Source organism: Streptomyces sp. CB02980 (assembly GCF_014451325.2).
In the GTDB taxonomy this organism is placed as follows: Bacteria; Actinomycetota; Actinomycetes; order Streptomycetales; family Streptomycetaceae; genus Streptomyces.
Genome location: NZ_JACSCH020000015.1, coordinates 157,469 through 173,477, shown reverse-complemented (window position 1 = coordinate 173,477; position 16,009 = coordinate 157,469). Strand labels below are relative to the sequence as shown.

The following is a 16,009-nucleotide window of genomic DNA, read 5'->3' as shown; positions in this document are numbered from 1 at the left end:
CGCACGGGGGCGCATGTGATCGAGATTTCGTTGACGACGTCCGAACACGGGACCCACGCCGGAGCCCTTCGGATCGCCGACAGCCGGCTGTGGGAGACGTTCGGCAGCATCGGGCTGCTGTCGGCCTACCGGGGGCTCGCGCCCTGGCCGTACACCAACTGGGGCCGGGCGACCCGCCGTTCGCTGATGCGGGCCGACGTGACCCTGCCGGGGTGGCTCGTCCACCTCTTCCGGGCCGGCGGCGGAACCCTGCCGTCGTTCCTCCTCCCCGTCCCGTCCTCGACGCGGCAGCCGGACCTGGCGGACGAGATCGCGCTGCTCCGTGAGGTGTCCCCGGCCCGGGTGCGCGAGGAACTGGACCGGTGGTTCCCGCAGGGCGTCCCCGTCGAGGTGCGCCCGCTGTACGCGGATCCCGGGGCCCGGATCGCCGACCTGTGCGCCTTCCTGCCGCGCTACGTACGCGCCGCCCTCGCCCCGTACGAGGCGCCCCTGCGGACCGTCACGGACGACGACATCCTGCTCCGCGCCCGGGTGCTCGCCACCCAGGGGCCGGACCGCCTCCTCGGCACCCTGAACGGGGCCGTCTCGCGGCGCGGCGACGTCCTGCGGCTGCACGCCGGACCGCCGGGCAGGATCGCGGTGAAGGCCGACGTCTCCCGCATCGTCCTCGTACCCCTGGTGTTCGGCCGGGGGGCGTCGCTCCTGGGCTTCGCCCCGAACGGGGTGGCGGCGGTCTCGTACCAGGCCGAGGGGGCCGCCGTCCTGGCCTGCGAGATCCGGCCGGGGCGGCGGGCGGGTGGACGGGCGGGCGGACGGGCCGACGAGGGGGCCGACGAACCCGCGCGCGGCGACCGGCTCGAGATACTGCTCGGCCGCAGCCGGGCCGGGGTGGTCCGCGGCCTCGTCGCACCGACCACGACATCGGACCTGGCGGCGATGCTCGGGCTGGCGCCGAGCACCGTCTCCGAGCACCTCACCTCGCTGGTGGCCGCGGGCGTGGTGCGCCGGCGCCGGGCGGGCGTACGGGTGCTGTACGAACTGGACGCCTCGGGTGTCGCGCTGCTCAGACACCTGGACAACCGGCGTAGGGTCAACGCGCCGTCGTACGAAACCACTTGAAACATGCCGCACCGAGGAGAAACCCCATGACCGCCGACGCCGTGACCGATGCCGTGACCGACGCGACGCCCGACCACGGGACGTACGAGAAGCTGCTCGCCCTGCTGGACGAGCGCGGAGCCGCCCACCGGGTGATCGAGCACGCCCCCGAGGGCGGCACCGAGGCGGTCAGCGCGCTGCGGGGGCACACGCTCGCCGAGGCGGCCAAGTGCATCATCGCCATGGTGAAGATCGGCAAGAAGGAGAAGCGCTTCGCGCTGGTCGTCGTCCCCGGTGACCGGCGGATCGACCTGAACGCGGTGAAGGCGCTGTACGGCGGCACGTACGTCTCCTTCGCGTCCCCGGAGATCGCGGAGGACCTCGCGGGTTCGCCGAGCGGCACGATCCTGCCGTTCGCCTTCGACGAGCGGCTCGAACTCCTGGTGGACCCCGACCTGTTGACGCACCAGGAGTTCTACTTCAACGCCGCGCGGCTCGACCGCTCGATCGCCCTGTCGTCGGAGGACTACAAGGCGATCGCGGAGCCGCGCGTGGAGCGGGTCTCGACGGACTGAGCCCCTGGAGGGTTCGGGCCGAGCGGGCGGACCGGCCTGATCGGCCTGATCGGCCTGATCGGGTCGATCAGGCCATCGCGGGCGTCAGTGCCAGCAGCATGCCCAGTCCGACCAGCACGGCCCCGATGACCTTGTTGAGCACGGTCTGCCGCTGCAGCAGCCGGGACCGCAGGGCCTGGTTGGAGAAGAGGACCGCGGCGAGGGCGAACCAGACCAGGTGGGCGAAGGACATGAAGAGTCCGTAGCCGACCTGCTGGAAGACGGGGGTGTCGGCGCTGACGACCTGGGTGTACGTGCTCAGCACGAACAGCATCGTCTTCGGGTTGAGCGCGTTCGTCAGAAAGCCGGTGCGCAGCGCGCCGGCCTTCGAAAGGCCGCCGTCCTCCGAAAGGTCGATGTCCACCTGGGCCTTGGTGACGAACGTCCTGTAGCCGATGTACACCAGATATGCGGCGCCGATGAGTTTCATCGCCGTGAAAAGCATCGGCGTCCTGGAGACCAGAAGTCCGACGCCCAGCATGGTGTAAGTGACGTGGACGAGAACGCCGAGCGCAATTCCGGCGGCCGCGAGAACGCCGGCGGTCCTTCCGTACAGATAACTGTTGCGGACGGTCATCGCGAAATCCGCGCCGGGGCTGATGACAGCCAGAATGGTGATGACCGCCACGGCGATGAGCTGACCCATGTTCCCGACTTCCCGCCTTCTCGCTCACGTACTCACTCAAGGGGTGAGCGGGTGGGAGGGTCCGGGTCCGCGCGGACCCCGTCCCTCCCACCCGCCCCTGACATCACGGCTTGTGACGGTAGGTGATGACCAGCACGTCGCGCGAGGCCGGGGCGGCGGGGTCGATCTGCTCGATGGGCGAGACGCCGTGGTAGACGCGCTCGTCGTTGACGAGGGCCACGTCGAGCGGGTCGGTCAGGGAGAACTTCTCGACCGGCTGCTTGTCCAGGTTGAAGACGGTGCTCTCGCCGCCGGTGGCGTTCGAGCGGCCGACCATCGCCATCAGGACGAACGTGACACCGTCGCGGTGCACGCCCTCCGGCGTGGGCAGGCCGACCTCCTCGCCGTCGACCTCGATACGGAACTGGTGGGCCTCGATGTGCCAGCCCGAGTACGGGGCGAGGCGGCCGAAGATGTCGCAGCCGAGGGTGAGCAGGCTGTCCATGGTGCGGCCGCGCAGGATCTGGTCCTCGAACGGCTCGTAGTGCCGGGCCACGCCGCCGTTGAGGGTGTTGTAGTCGAGCCCCTGGTAGTGCGGCTGGTGCGGCTCGATGCGGTAGTCGGAGCTCGCGCGGGGCGCGCTCAGGGTGGCGTGCCGACGACGGCGGTAGCGTCCGCCGTCCGCCATGTAGCTGTCGAGCGGCATCCGCGACCAGCTGTCGCGGAAGGGCTCCAGGTCGTCGAGGGCGGTCTCGGAGCGCCGGTTGAGAAGGTCCTTCACCTTCTCGCCCGAGATCAGGTCGTAGCTCCGGGAGGAAAGTGACTCGGCGATTTCCTCGACACCGGACTGATACGTGGACATGGTTTTCCCCCTGATGAAAGCGTGGTCGTCGGCGAAGTAGATCGTGGTATTCGCGCCAGGGGTGTGTCAAAGTCTTTCGGCTCTGGCCGAATTGCCGTAGCTGCGCTTTCTTCGTGCATAGAGGCGGGGGTAATTGATGAACGGGATGTTACGGGGGGCTGGCGTGGCCCGGACCCGGGTGCTGAGATCGGGCGCATGGACCTCAGGGAACGCTTCGGCGGATACGCGGTACTGATCACGGGCGCGGCGCGCGGCATCGGCGCGGCGACGGCGCGACGGCTCGCGGCGGAGGGGGCGCGGGTCCTGGTCACGGACGGACGAGGCGGCGGCGCGGAAGACGGCGGAGGGGATTCCGGGCGCGGAGCACCGGCACTGCGACGTGGGCGACCAGTCGTCGGTGGACGAGGCGACGGCGTACGCGGTGGAGACCTTCGGGCGCCTGGACGTCCTCGTCAACAACGCGCTCGGCCCGGTGGCGCCCGACCGGGACCGCTTCGAGGACGAGCCGGACGCGGTGTTCACCGTCCAGCACGACGTCACCTTCATGGGCGCGGTCCGCTGCTCCCGGGCGGCGCTGCCGCACCTGGCGGCGGCCGGCGGGCGCGGGGCGATCGTGAACATCGGCTCGGTCAACGCCGAGACGGACTTCGGCAACCACGCCTACAGCGCGGCGAAGGCGGGCCTGGCGTCGCTGACCCGGACGCTCGCGGGTGACGCGGCGGCGCGCGGGGTGCGCGTGAACCAGATCAACCCGGGGACGATCGCGACGACGGCGTGGTCGGGCAAGGACCGCGAGCTGAAGACCCTGGCCGACCGGGTCTACCCCCTGTCGCGGGTGGGCACCCCGGAGGACGTGGCGGCGGCGGTCGCCTTCCTGGCCTCGGCGGACGCGTCCTGGATCACGGGCACGGTCCTGCGCGTGGACGGCGGCCTGCTGGCGGTGAACACGCACTTCGCGGAGGTTCTGGGGGAGTGAGACCGGCACGGCGCGGGCACGGGCGCAGGCAGGCAGGCAGGCACGGCGCGGGCACGGGCGCAGGCAGGCAGGCAGGCAGGCACGGGCGCAGGCGCGGGCAGGCGCGGGCAGGCACGGGCGCGGACGCCGGGCACGGGCCCCCGAGCCCGGCGTCCGCTCCCGTCCGGGCTACAGCCGCCCGGTCCTGACCGCGGCCACGAAGGACGTCCAGGCCCCGCCCCCGAAGGAGAGGTGGGGGCCGGCGGGGGCCGCCTTGCCGTCACGGACGGGGACGGTGCCGTGGGGGTCCTCCGCGACCTCCACGCACTGACCGTTCCCGCTGCTGTAGCTGCTGCTCCGCCACATCGGCTCGGCCGGGTCGTGCTGCACTGCGAACACCCTCTCTCGGTCCTACTCTTCCGCGACCCTGGCCAGCAGCCCCGCGCTGTCGTCCGGCCCGAGGGCCACCGCCTGGAGGTGCTCGAACATCGACTTGTAGCGCCGGATCTCCGTCTCCGACTCGAGGAACAGGTCGCCGGCCGGCGTGTCCAGATAGACCAGCCCGGGATCGTCCGCGTGGGGGAAGTCCATGTGGACGAAGCTGCCCGTCATGCCGGCGTGTGCGCCCTTCTCGAAGGGGATGACCTGGAACGTCACGTGCGGCTCCGCCATCAGTGCGAGCAGGTGCCGTGCCTGGCCGCGCATGACCTCGCGGCCTCCGACCGCGCGCCGCAGGGCCGCCTCGTCCACGATCGCCCGGAGCTGCAGGGGCCGTTCCCCGGTGAGGAGGGCCTGGCGCTCCATGCGCGCCTGGACGCGCTGTGCGACCTCCTTCCGGCTGGCCACCGGGAGGACGCCCCGGACGACCTCGGTGGCGTACTGCTCCGTCTGGGCGAGCCCGGGAACGAACAGCGACTCGTAGTTGCGGACCGTCCGCGCCTCGGCCTCGAAGCCGATGTACGCGGTGTACTCCTCGGGCAGTTCCGAGTGGTACGGCCGCAGCCAGCCCTGGTCGTTCGCCCCGCTCTGCAGGGCCAACAGGTCGGTGCGGTGCGCCTCGTCGGCCCGGTAGGTGTCCAACAGGCTGACCAGGGTGCGTCTTTGGGGTCGGGCCCGCGATCTCTCGATCCGGTAGAGCGTCGCCTCGTTGATCCCGGTCCGCCGCGTGACGTCCTCGCGCGTGAGTCCGGCCTCGGCGCGAAGCCTCCTCAACTCCGCTGCGAGACGCCGGAGTCGGACGGTCGGCGGGTGAGGGCGCTTGGCCGGCATGTGATGCGGTCCCTTCTCTGCCGGGCGGGTGTCCGCGCGAGTGTGCGCGGTCACCGTTCCGGTCCTCAACTCATGGAACGCCAAGGGGGAGTTCGCAAGCCTTGCATTCCTCCGGCGTGCGTGGGCATGCTGTGATGGCGATCACGTGCCGTACCCCGACCGTAACGGTGAGTTGATCTTGCTGGTCCGTACGAGAAACAGCAAGACCCCCGCGACCGCGCGAACGGCCGGGGCGTGGCCACCGCTTCGAAGGAGCGTCGACGTGAGCAACCCTGGCGTCCGCCGTGTCGGCCCGGTCCGCCGGCAGTTACCGCCCCCGCCGGGGCGCCGCCCGGGCGCAGGGGCACGACCGGTCCTGCCGGCCGCAGGCGGGTCGAGGTGAGCGCGGCGGGGGCGTACCACCGGACCGCCCGGCGGCCCCGGCTCTGGGCGTTACGGCCCGACCGGACGGGCAGCGGGACCATCACCGAGGCCGAGTGCACCACCTGCCTCGACGGCTCCGGCGCGGCGGACGACGGGCGGGGGCCCGCCGTCTGGTGCCTCTCCCACGCCCAGGCCACCGGTCACACCGGCTTCCGCCGCATCCGTACCGACTTCTTCCGCGCCTCCTGGGACGGCCCGGCCCCCGGCGCGGGCGTAGGCGTCGGCGTCGGTGGCTGACGCCACCCGCCCGTCACCCGCCCGTCCCCGTCTCACCCGGCGTGCAGCATCAGTCCGATGCCTGCCACCATCAGGCCCGCCGCCGCGACCCGCGGGCCGCCGAAGCGTTCCTTGAAGAACAGGGCTCCGATGGCCGCGCCCACGATGATCGAGGACTCGCGCAGCGCGGCGACCGGGGCCAGCGGCGCCTTCGTCTGGGCCCAGAGCACCAGGCTGTACGCGGCCACCGACAGCACCGCGCCCAGCAGACCCCGCCCCGCGTACGGGCGGAGCTGGGGGAGCAGGGCCGCCCGGCGGGTCCAGAGGGCGTACGCCGGGATCGCCAGGCCCTCCAGGACCATCAGCCACGCGATGTAGCCCAGCGGTGTGCCCGAGGCGCGGACGCCCACACCGTCCACCACCGTGTACAGGGCGATCGACAGGCCCGTCGCGCCCGCCGCGAGCAGCGCCGGCCAGTGGGGGCGCGCCCCCTTTCCCCGGATGCCCCACAGGGCCAGGCCCGTCAGACCCGCGGACGCCACCGCGACGCCCAGCAGCTGCCATCCGTCCGGTATCTCGTCCACGAAGACCGCCGCGAGCGCCGTCACGGCCAGCGGGGCCGTACCGCGCGCGATCGGGTACATCTGGCCGAAGTCGCCCAGCGAGAACGAGCGCATGAGCAGCACCATGTAGCCCACGTGCAGCAGCGCGGACGCCACCAGGTACGGCCACGCCTCCACCGCCGGCAACGGCACGAAGAAGGCCGTGACGAGGCCGATGAGGGCGCCGCCGCCGGATATCAGCGTGAACGAGAGCAGCTGGTCCTTGATGTGGTGCGCCAGCGCGTTCCAGCTCGCGTGCGTGACGGCGGCGACCAGGACGGCCAGGGTGACGAGCGGCGTCACGCCGAGGGCTCGCGGACGTCCACCAGGGTTCCGCCGGCGTGTGCCACCAGCGACTTCGGGTCGAGCGCGAACACCGTGTGCGGGTTGCCCGCCGCCGCCCACACCAGCGTGTGGTCGAGCAGGCCCCGGTCGGCGAGGACCCGGGTCCGGGTGCGGTGCCCGAACGGCGGGACGCCCCCGATCGCGTACCCGGTCGTCTCCCGGACCACCGTCGCGTCCACCCGGGTCACCTTCCCGGCGCCCAGCTCCACCCGTACCCGCTCGACGTCCACCCGCGAGGCGCCGTCCATCAGCACGAGGACCGGGACCCCGTCGGCCGCGAAGACCAGCGACTTCACGATCTCCGACACCTCGCAGCCGATGGCCTCGGCGGCCTGCTGCGCGGTGCGGGTCTCGTCCGGGAAGCGGCGGATCTCGACGTCGAGCCCCAGCTCCCGGAGTGCGGCGGCGAAGCGGGGGTGGGCGAGGGATGTGGTCTCGTCAGCGGTCATGGCCCGCACGCTAGCGGTAGTTGTACGGGCCATGCGACCGGGTTCCGAGGGGTGGGTCAGCCGGCCCGCAGCACCTTCGCCACCACCGGGCCCGCCGCGTCGCCGCCGTGGCCGCCGGACTGGACGACCGCCGCGGCCGCGAGGTCGCCGGAGTAGCCGGTGAACCAGCTGTTGGAGTCTTGCTGGTTGTCGACCTCGGCGGAGCCGGTCTTCGCGCCCTTCGGGGAGGCGAGCCCGGACATCGCGCGGACCGCGGTGCCGTCCGGTGCCGTCGCGGCCGCGTTCATCATCGTGCGCAGCCCCCTGGCGACCTCGCCGGAGAGCGGTTCGGCCTTGGCGAACTCGCGGTCGTCGAGGTCCCGCGCCACCAGGTACGGCTGGAGGAATCCGCCGTTCTTCACGGTCGCGGAGAGCGAGGCGACGTTCAGGGCGCTCATCGTGATCTTGCCCTGGCCGATGTACGAGGCGGGCGTATCGCTGCCGGCCGACTCGGGGACGCTGCCGTCCGCCGCGGTCACGCCCACCTGCCAGACCTGACCGATGCCGAAGGAGTCGCGGGCGGTGTCGCCGAGGGCGGTGTCCGCGATGCCCTTGTCGCTGAGGGTGCTGATCGCCTTGATGAAGGCGGTGTTGCAGGACCGGCGGAACGCCTGGGTGAGGGTGCCGTCGGTGATGCTGAACCTGTCGAGGTTCTCGAAGGTCTGGCCCCTCGACAGGACTTCGGAAGGACACTCGACCTTGGTGTCGGGCGTCGCCAGGCCGTTCTGCAGCATCATCGCCGCAGTGACGATCTTCATCGTCGAGCCGGGGGCCTGGGCTCCCTGGAACGCGACGTTGAACTCGGTGGCCGGGCTGTTGGCGACCGCCCGGATCGCACCCGTCGACGGCTCGATCGCGGCCACCGACGCGCTCCCGTAGGCCTTGACCGCCTTCTCCGCCGCTGCCTGGACGTCCGCGTCGATCGTGGTCTTCAGCGTGCCCGGCTTCCCCTTCGACAGGACGAGGAGAGTGGAGTCGGGCACGGACGCGCTGCCCGAGTCGATCCAGGTCTCGATGCCGCTCTCGCCGCCCGCCTTCGCCCCGTACCGCTGGCGCAGGGTGTCCAGGACGGGTCCCAGCGAGGGATACTTCGCGGCCGTCAGCTCGTCACCGTTCCGGTCGACCGCCTTCACGGGGGCCGTCTTCGCGACGCCCGTACGCAGCGTGGCGTCGGCGGTGAGGAGCTTCGGATGGAGCACGGACGGCGTCCACTTCACCAGCGCCCGGCCGGTGGTCTGCCCCCGGACGACGGTCAGCCGGGAGGTGTACGACCAGGGCTTCGACACGTCCTCGTACGTGAGCGTGGCCTTCACCGTGAACGGCACGGTCGTCCCGACCGGCGTCCCCGGCGTGATCACGGCCTTCGTGATGCCCGCGCCGTCGTGGTAGGCCGCCACGGCCGACCCCGCCGTGACCGGGTCGTTCGTCAGCTGCCCTGCCTTCTCCGGCTCCCCCGCGGCCCAGGCGGCGAGGAAGTCCCGTGCGGCGGTGGTGACTTCCTCATCCGTGACGGGCCCGGTTCTCGGCGCGTCGGCGGAGTTGGACCGCGGTGACGTCTCGCCGCCCATGACGCCGTTCCAGAGGTTGTAGCCCCCGTATCCGACCCCGCCCGCCACGACGACGAACACACCCCCGACGATTGCGACCTTGGCTCCACTGCGCATGGCTGCGCTCCCTCCCCGTGTGAACACACGAGTCAAGCAGCGCCCCATGCGTGTGTCGAGCACGTTCCGGCCTCTCCTTCACGCCGGGAGCCGGGGCGTCAGCCCTGGGGAACCGCGACGTACGCCTCCTTGGGCGTGGTGGTCGGCGTGTAACGGGACGCGGCGGGCGCCGTCGGGACCAGATCCCGGTGGATCACCTTGGCCACGGCCTGGATCGTGTTCACGCCGTAGCTCATCGTGCTGTTGCCGTCGGTGAGCACGGAGACGGTGTAGTCGTGGCCGCCGCCCTGGAACGTGCCGATGCTGTGCACGCGCCAGCCGCGCGTGGCGCGCTGCAGCCAGCCGTTCTTGACGTGCTTGGACACGGAGGAGGGCGCGCCGGCGGGGGTCCCCCACCTCTGCGAGGTGACGACCTGCCCCATGAGCTTGTGGATGTAGGCGCGGGAGTTGTCACTCAGGACGGTGTTCCTGGCGGTGATCAGTGAGAGCAGCCGCTGCTCGTCGGTGACGTTGATCCGGGTGAGCCCCCAGTAGCCGCCGGACCCCGGCACCGTCCGCGTCATGCCGGCAGCCGCCAGGAAGCCCTTCACCTTGGTGACGCCGAGCTGGTTCCACAGGGAGGTGGTGGCCGCGTTGTCGGACTTGGTGATCATGGCGGTGGCGAGGCTGGACTCGCGTGCGGTCAGGTACCGGTTGGTCTTCTTGGCGTCCCAGAGGAGCGTGGCGAGGACGGTCACCTTCACGACGCTGGCCGAGTCGTAGGAGACCGTGGCGCGCAGGGTGCAGGTGGTGTTCGTGGTGCGGTCGCGCAGGCCGACGGCGACGGTACCGGCGCGCGTGGCGAGGGCGGCGGTGATGTCCCGCTGAAGCTTGGCGGCGAGCCCGGCCTTGCCGGACGTGCAGCTGACCTGCGGCGCGGTGGCGGCGGCAGCAGGTGCCGCGCCCGCGACGACGGACACGAGCATTCCGGCGGCGGCCACGGCCGGAAGCACGCGGGCACGCAGAGATATGCGGTGAGTCATGTGGAGTCCCCCTGGAAACGAAACGAACACGCATACGGCGCACTCGTCTTACATGACTCCTGAGCGTGCGGATGGTTGTACGAATCCGGCGGACCGGGGTACGGGGCGCGCCCCGAGCCGGGCCGCCGATGGCCGCCGGCAGCCACTGGCGACAACCCGAGAGGGCGCGACCACCGGTCGCGCCCTCTCGCTGCGATTCCCCTGCTACACCCAGGTGCCGAGCCACATCCGGTGTCGCCATTGGTCAAGTGGAATCGGAGTGCCGGTGTAGATCGGCCAGAAATAGATGAAATTCCAGACGATGAGAAGAACGATGCAGCCCGCCGCCACCGCGCCGAAGGTGCGGCGTCTCTCCGAGGAACCCGCGGGACCGACGATCGCGCCCAGCATCATCGCCACCGCGAGACACAGGAACGGAACGAAGACCACCGCGTAGAAGAGGAAGATGGTGCGCTCCTGGTAGAGGAACCAGGGGACCCAGCCGGCCGCGATGCCGCAGGCGATCGCCCCCGCGCGCCAGTCGCGGCGGAAGGCCCAGCGCCACAGGATGTACAGGATCGCGAAGCAGGCGGCCCACCACAGGAGCGGGGTGCCGAGGGCCAGGACCTCCGCCGCGCACTTCTCCTTCGCGGAGGCCGGGCAGCCGCCGGTGCCGGGCGCGGGCGACTCGTAGAAGTAGGAGACCGGGCGGCCGAGGACGATCCACGACCACGGGTTCGACTCGTACGTGTGGGGCGAGGTGAGGCCCACGTGGAAGCTGTAGACCTCGGACTCGTAGTGCCAGAGGCTGCGCAGCCACTGCGGCAGCCAGCCCCAGGTCCCGCCGCCGTCCAGCTTGTCCTGGTCGGCGGCCCAGTTCCGGAAGTAGCCCTTGTCGCTGACGATCCAGCCGGTCCACGTCACCAGGTACGTGGCGATCGCGACCGGGACGACGGACACGAACGCCGGGACAAGGTCCTTCCTGATCACCGCGAGGTACGGGCGGACCGCGCCGGCCGTCCGGCGCCCGCCGACGTCCCACAGCACCGTCATCAGGCCGAAGCCCACCATGACGTACAGGCCGTTCCACTTGGTCGCCGCCGCGAGGCCCAGCATCACACCGGCCGTGATCCGCCACGGCCGCCACCCCAGGCGCAGCGTCTCCGCGATCTCCGCGTCCGGCCGCAGCACGCCCTCCTCGTCCTCCGGGAGTGCGCCCGCGAGCCGCTTCCGGGCCCGGTCGCGGTCCAGGACCAGACAGCCGAAGGCCGCCAGGACGAAGAACATCAGCACCTGGTCGAGGAGCGCCGTACGGCTCATCACGAAGTGCAGTCCGTCGACGGCGAGCAGCAGACCCGCCAGACAGCCCAGGAACGTGGAGCGGAAGAGACGCCGGCCGATCCGGCACAGCATCAGCACCGACAGCGTGCCGAGCAGCGCCACCATGAAGCGCCAGCCGAACGGCTCGAAGCCGATCAGCTTCTCGCCGACGCCGATGACCCACTTGCCCATCGGGGGATGGACGACATAGCCGGGGTCGGTCGGCACGAGGACCGCGCCGGGGTCGCTGAGGACCGTCTTGTCGATGTCCTTCGGCCACGACCCCTCGTACCCCTGGTTGATCAGGGCCCAGGAGTCCTTGGCGTAGTACGTCTCGTCGAATATCACCGCGTTCGGCTTGCCCAGGTTCCAGAACCTCAGCAGCCCCGCGACCGCTGTGACCAGGAGCGGACCGCCCCAGGCCATCAGCCGCCACAGCCGCTCGGACCGGTCGGGGCCGATGCCGAGCAGCGACATCACGCGCGGGGACGGGCGGACGTACGAGGGGACGAGCCGCTCCCGCAGCCCGATGGGGGCGGCGCTTCCGGCGGGCGGCACATAGCCGAAACGCCGAAGCCGCTGGTGCCACGAAGAGGGCTCTGCCACGGGCTCTGCCATGGGGTGCTGGCCTTCCAGGGCCTCGGGTGCGGTACTGGTCACCGCGCCATCGTAGGGAACGCGCCTGTGCGCGTCGCCTCTCCGGGCTGGGAGGATGGGCCGTGTGACAGGAACGCTGGTACTCGCAGGGACCCCCATCGGCGACATCGCGGACGCTCCGCCCCGACTCGCCACCGAACTGGAGAACGCGGACATCGTGGCCGCCGAGGACACCCGGAGGCTGCGCGGACTGACCCGTGCCCTGGGCATCCACACGACGGGCCGTGTCGTCTCCTACTTCGAGGGGAACGAGTCCGCCCGTACGCCGGAGCTGGTCGAGGCCCTGGTCGGCGGCGCGCGCGTGCTGCTCGTCACCGACGCGGGCATGCCGTCCGTGTCGGACCCCGGCTACCGGCTCGTCGCCGCCGCCGTCGAGCAGGACATCAAGGTGACGGCCGTCCCCGGTCCGTCCGCCGTCCTCACCGCGCTCGCCCTCTCGGGCCTGCCCGTGGACCGCTTCTGCTTCGAGGGCTTCCTGCCCAGGAAGGCGGGCGAGCGCCTCGGCCGGCTCCGTGAGGTCGCCGACGAGCGCCGCACCCTCGTCTACTTCGAGGCCCCGCACCGGCTCGACGACACCCTCGCCGCGATGGCCGAGGTCTTCGGCGCCGAGCGCCGTGCCGCCGTCTGCCGCGAGCTGACCAAGACGTACGAGGAGGTCAAGCGCGGCCCGCTGGCCGAGCTCGCGGCCTGGGCGGCGGAGGGCGTACGGGGCGAGATCACCGTCGTCGTCGAGGGCGCCCCCGAGACGGGACCGGCCGAACTCGACGCCGAGGAGCTGGTGCGCAGGGTGCGGGTGCGCGAGGAGGCGGGCGAGCGGCGCAAGGAGGCGATCGCCGCGGTCGCCGCCGACGCGGGGCTTCCCAAGCGCGAGGTGTTCGATGCCGTCGTGGCGGCAAAGAATGCGGCTGGACCGGGCCCCGGAAACGGTAAAGGACTAACCTGAAAGGCAAAGCCGAACCCGGCGCGGGGACCCAGGACAGGGCTCTTGGCAAGGGAAGTGCCAAATGCCTTCCATGGTTCGACCCGCGCTGATGCGCTCCGGCCCGAAAAGGCGTCCACTGGATCAGTGGAGAGGAGCTGGAATGTCCGAGATCACCGGCACCGGCATATCCGTCGCCCATGAGGCGTACGCCTTTGCCTGCATGCGCTGTGGATACGGCTGGGAGCAGGCGTACGAGATCGAGCACCACATCGACGCCGCAGGCCACAATTTCGTCGTCTACAAGGCTGACGGGGAGCGGGTTCCGTCCCCGCTGTCCAGCCCCACCTGCATGAACTGCGGCGGTCACGTCGTCCGGATCATGCGCGCGGGGCAGGTGTCGTCGGTGCTGGACCTGATCGCCGCGACGGAGAAGCACCGGCGGGGATCGAAGGAGACCAAGCCCGTCTCGCCGGCCGGACCCATCGGCCAGGAGCTGACCGAGGACGACTCCGAACAGCCCCCGGTGCCGCACCACTGGCACCTGTCCGACCTGCTGCACCCCTTCCGGCGTCACCAGTAGCTCCGGAGCGGCTCCGCCCCGGGCCGGCGGCCGGGCCGCCCCGGGCCCGGCATATCCGTGCCGCCCCGGGCCCGGCATATCCGTGCCGCCCCGGGCCCGGCATATCCGCGCGCGCCGGCACTCATGACCCTCGTACGATCGGGGTCATGAGTGCCAAGGACGCCCCGCCGCCGCTGCCCGAACCCCTCCTCGTGGAGGTCGCGGACTCGCACACCCACCTGGACCTCCAGTCCGGGACCGTCGAGGAGGCGCTGGTCAAGGCCGCCGCCGTCGGGGTGACCACGGTCGTGCAGGTCGGCTGCGACGTGAAGGGCTCCCAGTGGGCCGCGGAGACCGCCGCCGCCCACGAGCACGTGCACGCGGCCGTCGCCCTGCACCCCAACGAAGCCCCGCGGATCGTCCTGGGAGACCCCGACGGCTGGTCCCGGCAGGGGGCCCGCGAGGGGGGCGGCGACTCCGCCCTCGACGACGCGCTCTCCGAGATCGACCGGCTCGCCGCCCTCCCGTACGTCCGCGGCGTCGGCGAGACCGGCCTCGACTTCTTCCGTACGGGCCCCGAGGGCATCGCCGCGCAGGAGCGTTCCTTCCGCGCCCACATCGAGATCGCCAAGCGGCACGGCAAGGCGCTCGTCATCCACGACCGCGAGGCCCACGCCGACGTGCTGCGCGTCCTGGACGAGGAGGGCGCCCCCGAGCGGACCGTCTTCCACTGCTACTCCGGCGACGCCGCCATGGCCGAGATCTGCGCCGCCAAGGGCTACTACATGTCCTTCGCCGGCAACGTCACCTTCAAGAACGCCCAGCACCTGCGCGACGCGCTCGCCGTCGCCCCGCTGGAACTCGTCCTCGTCGAGACCGACGCCCCCTTCCTCACCCCGGCGCCCTACCGCGGCCGCCCGAACGCCCCCTACCTGATCCCGGTCACCCTGCGGGCCATGGCGGAGGTGCGCGGCATCGACGAGAACGAGATGGCCGAGGCGATCGCGGTGAACACGGCCCGCGCCTTCGATTACTGATCCATAACGGTTACGTGTCGTAGCCGGATCGAAGCACCGCGTGAGGGGCGCCCGGGTAGGGTCCCGGCCTCGTGAGCACTTCCCAGGGCAGTCACCGCGCCGGACGGCGGGGCGCGCCCCTGCCCGTGCACGATCAGCCGACCCAGGCCGCGCCGCTCGTCGTCCCCGCCCCGGGCGCCGTGCCGGGCCTCGTCCCCGGGCAGGGCTCCCGCGCCGGGTCCCGGCGGGCCGCCCGCCGCCGCAAGGCCTCGGGCCCCGCCGGGGAGGGGCTGCGGCGACTCGTCCCGCAGGCGCTCGTCGTCGCCTTCCTCGCCGGCGGCACCAGCGCCTTCGTCGCCGACGACAAGGCCGTCCGGCTCTCCGTCGACGGCGTCCCGCGCACCCTCCACACCTTCGCCGACGACGTCGAGGAGCTGCTCGCCGACGAGGGCCTGGCCGTCGGCGCCCACGACATCGTCGCGCCCGCCCCCGCCGAGGCCCTGGCCAGCGGCGACGCGATCGTCGTCCGGTACGGCCGCCCCGTCGCCCTCACCCTCGACGGGCAGCGCCGCCAGGTCTGGACGACCGCCAGGACCGTCGAGGGCGCGCTGCGCCAGCTCGGGGTCCGCGCGGAGGGCGCGTACCTCTCGGTCTCCCGCGGCGCCCCCATCTCCCGCGACGGGCTCGCCCTCGACGTACGGACCGAGCGGACGGTCACCTTCCTCGCCGACGGGCGCGAGCGGACCATCCGGACGAACGCCGCCACCGTCCGCGAGGCCCTCGCCGAGGCCGGGATCACCCTCTCCGCGCAGGACGCCACCTCCGTCGTCCCCGAGTCCTTCCCGCGCGACGGCCAGACGGTCACCGTGCTGCGGATCACCGGCTCGAAGGTGACGCGCGAGGAGGCCGTGCCGTACGCCGTCGAGCGGGCCCGCGACCCCGAGCTCTTCGTCGGCACCGAGGTCGTCGACCGGCAGGGCGCGGCCGGCGTCCGCCGTGTCACCTACAGCCTGCGGACGGTCAACGGCGTCAAGCAGAGGCCCCGCCGGATCGGCGAGGAGATCGTCCGCGACCCCGTCAGCCGGCGGGTCCGGGTCGGCACCAGGCCCATGCCGACCTCCGTCGCGGGCGCCGACGGCCTCGACTGGGGCGCGCTCGCCGCCTGCGAGTCCGGCGGCCGCCCGAACGCCGTCGACCCCTCGGGGACGTACGGCGGGCTCTACCAGTTCGACCCCGGCACCTGGCGCTCCCTCGGCGGCAGCGGAGTCGCCCAGAACGCGCCCGCCGCGGAGCAGACCTTCCGCGCGAAGAAGCTGTACGTGCAGCGGGGGGCGAGTCCGTGGCCCCACTGCGGACGGCGGTTGCAGGGGTGA

Annotated in this window: 16 protein-coding genes and 1 pseudogene; 8 read left to right on the top strand and 9 right to left on the bottom strand. The window is 72.0% G+C overall.

Features of this window, described 5'->3' with window-relative positions; translation table 11 throughout:
- The first annotated feature begins 30 nt into the window (after positions 1-30).
- On the top strand, positions 31-1,119 hold the full coding sequence (locus tag E0F75_RS28515) for a helix-turn-helix domain-containing protein (protein WP_229313820.1): 1,089 nt from the start codon (positions 31-33) through the stop codon (positions 1,117-1,119).
- 26 nt (positions 1,120-1,145) lie between these two features.
- Positions 1,146-1,673, top strand: a complete 528-nt coding sequence (locus E0F75_RS28510) for a YbaK/EbsC family protein (RefSeq protein ID WP_229313819.1) — start codon at positions 1,146-1,148, stop codon at positions 1,671-1,673.
- Positions 1,674-1,740: 67 nt separating this feature from the next.
- On the opposite strand, the gene E0F75_RS28505 is transcribed toward E0F75_RS28510, so the two are convergent.
- On the bottom strand, positions 1,741-2,358 hold the full coding sequence (locus tag E0F75_RS28505) for a LysE family translocator (RefSeq protein ID WP_229313818.1): 618 nt from the start codon (positions 2,356-2,358) through the stop codon (positions 1,741-1,743).
- A 103-nt stretch (positions 2,359-2,461) separates the two neighbouring features.
- Positions 2,462-3,199 carry a 2OG-Fe dioxygenase family protein gene (locus E0F75_RS28500; protein ID WP_229313817.1) on the bottom strand — a complete coding sequence of 246 codons (738 nt, stop codon included), beginning with the start codon at positions 3,197-3,199 and terminating at the stop codon, positions 2,462-2,464.
- A 195-nt stretch (positions 3,200-3,394) separates the two neighbouring features.
- On the opposite strand from E0F75_RS28500, the pseudogene E0F75_RS28495 reads away from it, so the two are divergent.
- Positions 3,395-4,175, top strand: a pseudogene (locus tag E0F75_RS28495) (SDR family NAD(P)-dependent oxidoreductase).
- Positions 4,176-4,343: 168 nt separating this feature from the next.
- On the opposite strand, the gene E0F75_RS28490 reads toward E0F75_RS28495, so the two are convergent.
- Together E0F75_RS28490 and E0F75_RS28485 are read right to left on the bottom strand one after the other, a co-directional pair.
- Positions 4,344-4,553 (bottom strand): DUF397 domain-containing protein, encoded by a 210-nt coding sequence (locus tag E0F75_RS28490; protein WP_308189616.1) that lies wholly within the window; start codon positions 4,551-4,553, stop codon positions 4,344-4,346.
- Between the two features lie 12 nt (positions 4,554-4,565).
- Positions 4,566-5,423 (bottom strand): helix-turn-helix transcriptional regulator, encoded by an 858-nt coding sequence (locus tag E0F75_RS28485; RefSeq protein ID WP_229313816.1) that lies wholly within the window; start codon positions 5,421-5,423, stop codon positions 4,566-4,568.
- A gap of 378 nt (positions 5,424-5,801) precedes the next feature.
- Here E0F75_RS28485 and E0F75_RS28480 point away from each other — a divergent pair, with 378 nt between their 5' ends.
- On the top strand, positions 5,802-6,083 hold the full coding sequence (locus E0F75_RS28480) for a hypothetical protein (protein ID WP_229313815.1): 282 nt from the start codon (positions 5,802-5,804) through the stop codon (positions 6,081-6,083).
- Between the two features lie 32 nt (positions 6,084-6,115).
- Here the strand turns inward: E0F75_RS28480 and E0F75_RS28475 are convergent, their stop codons facing one another.
- From E0F75_RS28475 to E0F75_RS28455, 5 genes are all read right to left on the bottom strand, one after another.
- Entirely contained in the window at positions 6,116-6,967 is an 852-nt protein-coding gene (locus E0F75_RS28475) for a DMT family transporter (RefSeq protein ID WP_229313814.1), read from the bottom strand.
- Complete coding sequence (locus E0F75_RS28470) at positions 6,964-7,458, bottom strand: YbaK/EbsC family protein (protein ID WP_229313813.1); 495 nt, start codon at positions 7,456-7,458, stop codon at positions 6,964-6,966. Before E0F75_RS28470 ends, E0F75_RS28475 begins: the two co-directional genes overlap by 4 nt.
- Positions 7,459-7,514: 56 nt before the next feature.
- Positions 7,515-9,161, bottom strand: a complete 1,647-nt coding sequence (locus E0F75_RS28465) for a penicillin-binding transpeptidase domain-containing protein (protein ID WP_229313812.1) — start codon at positions 9,159-9,161, stop codon at positions 7,515-7,517.
- A gap of 98 nt (positions 9,162-9,259) precedes the next feature.
- Positions 9,260-10,183 (bottom strand): serine hydrolase, encoded by a 924-nt coding sequence (locus E0F75_RS28460; RefSeq protein ID WP_229313811.1) that lies wholly within the window; start codon positions 10,181-10,183, stop codon positions 9,260-9,262.
- A 204-nt stretch (positions 10,184-10,387) separates the two neighbouring features.
- On the bottom strand, positions 10,388-12,142 hold the full coding sequence (locus E0F75_RS28455) for a dolichyl-phosphate-mannose--protein mannosyltransferase (protein WP_229313810.1): 1,755 nt from the start codon (positions 12,140-12,142) through the stop codon (positions 10,388-10,390).
- Positions 12,143-12,194: 52 nt separating this feature from the next.
- Here E0F75_RS28455 and rsmI point away from each other — a divergent pair, with 52 nt between their 5' ends.
- From rsmI to E0F75_RS28435, 4 genes are all read left to right on the top strand, one after another.
- Positions 12,195-13,082: a 16S rRNA (cytidine(1402)-2'-O)-methyltransferase gene (rsmI, locus tag E0F75_RS28450; protein WP_189833481.1), complete on the top strand. Its 888-nt coding sequence runs from the start codon at positions 12,195-12,197 to the stop codon at positions 13,080-13,082.
- A gap of 139 nt (positions 13,083-13,221) precedes the next feature.
- Positions 13,222-13,641, top strand: a complete 420-nt coding sequence (locus E0F75_RS28445) for a hypothetical protein (protein WP_229313809.1) — start codon at positions 13,222-13,224, stop codon at positions 13,639-13,641.
- Positions 13,642-13,787: 146 nt separating this feature from the next.
- Complete coding sequence (locus E0F75_RS28440) at positions 13,788-14,657, top strand: TatD family hydrolase (RefSeq protein WP_229313808.1); 870 nt, start codon at positions 13,788-13,790, stop codon at positions 14,655-14,657.
- Positions 14,658-14,728: 71 nt separating this feature from the next.
- Positions 14,729-16,009, top strand: coding sequence for a resuscitation-promoting factor (locus E0F75_RS28435; RefSeq protein WP_229313807.1), 1,281 nt, complete (start codon positions 14,729-14,731; stop codon positions 16,007-16,009).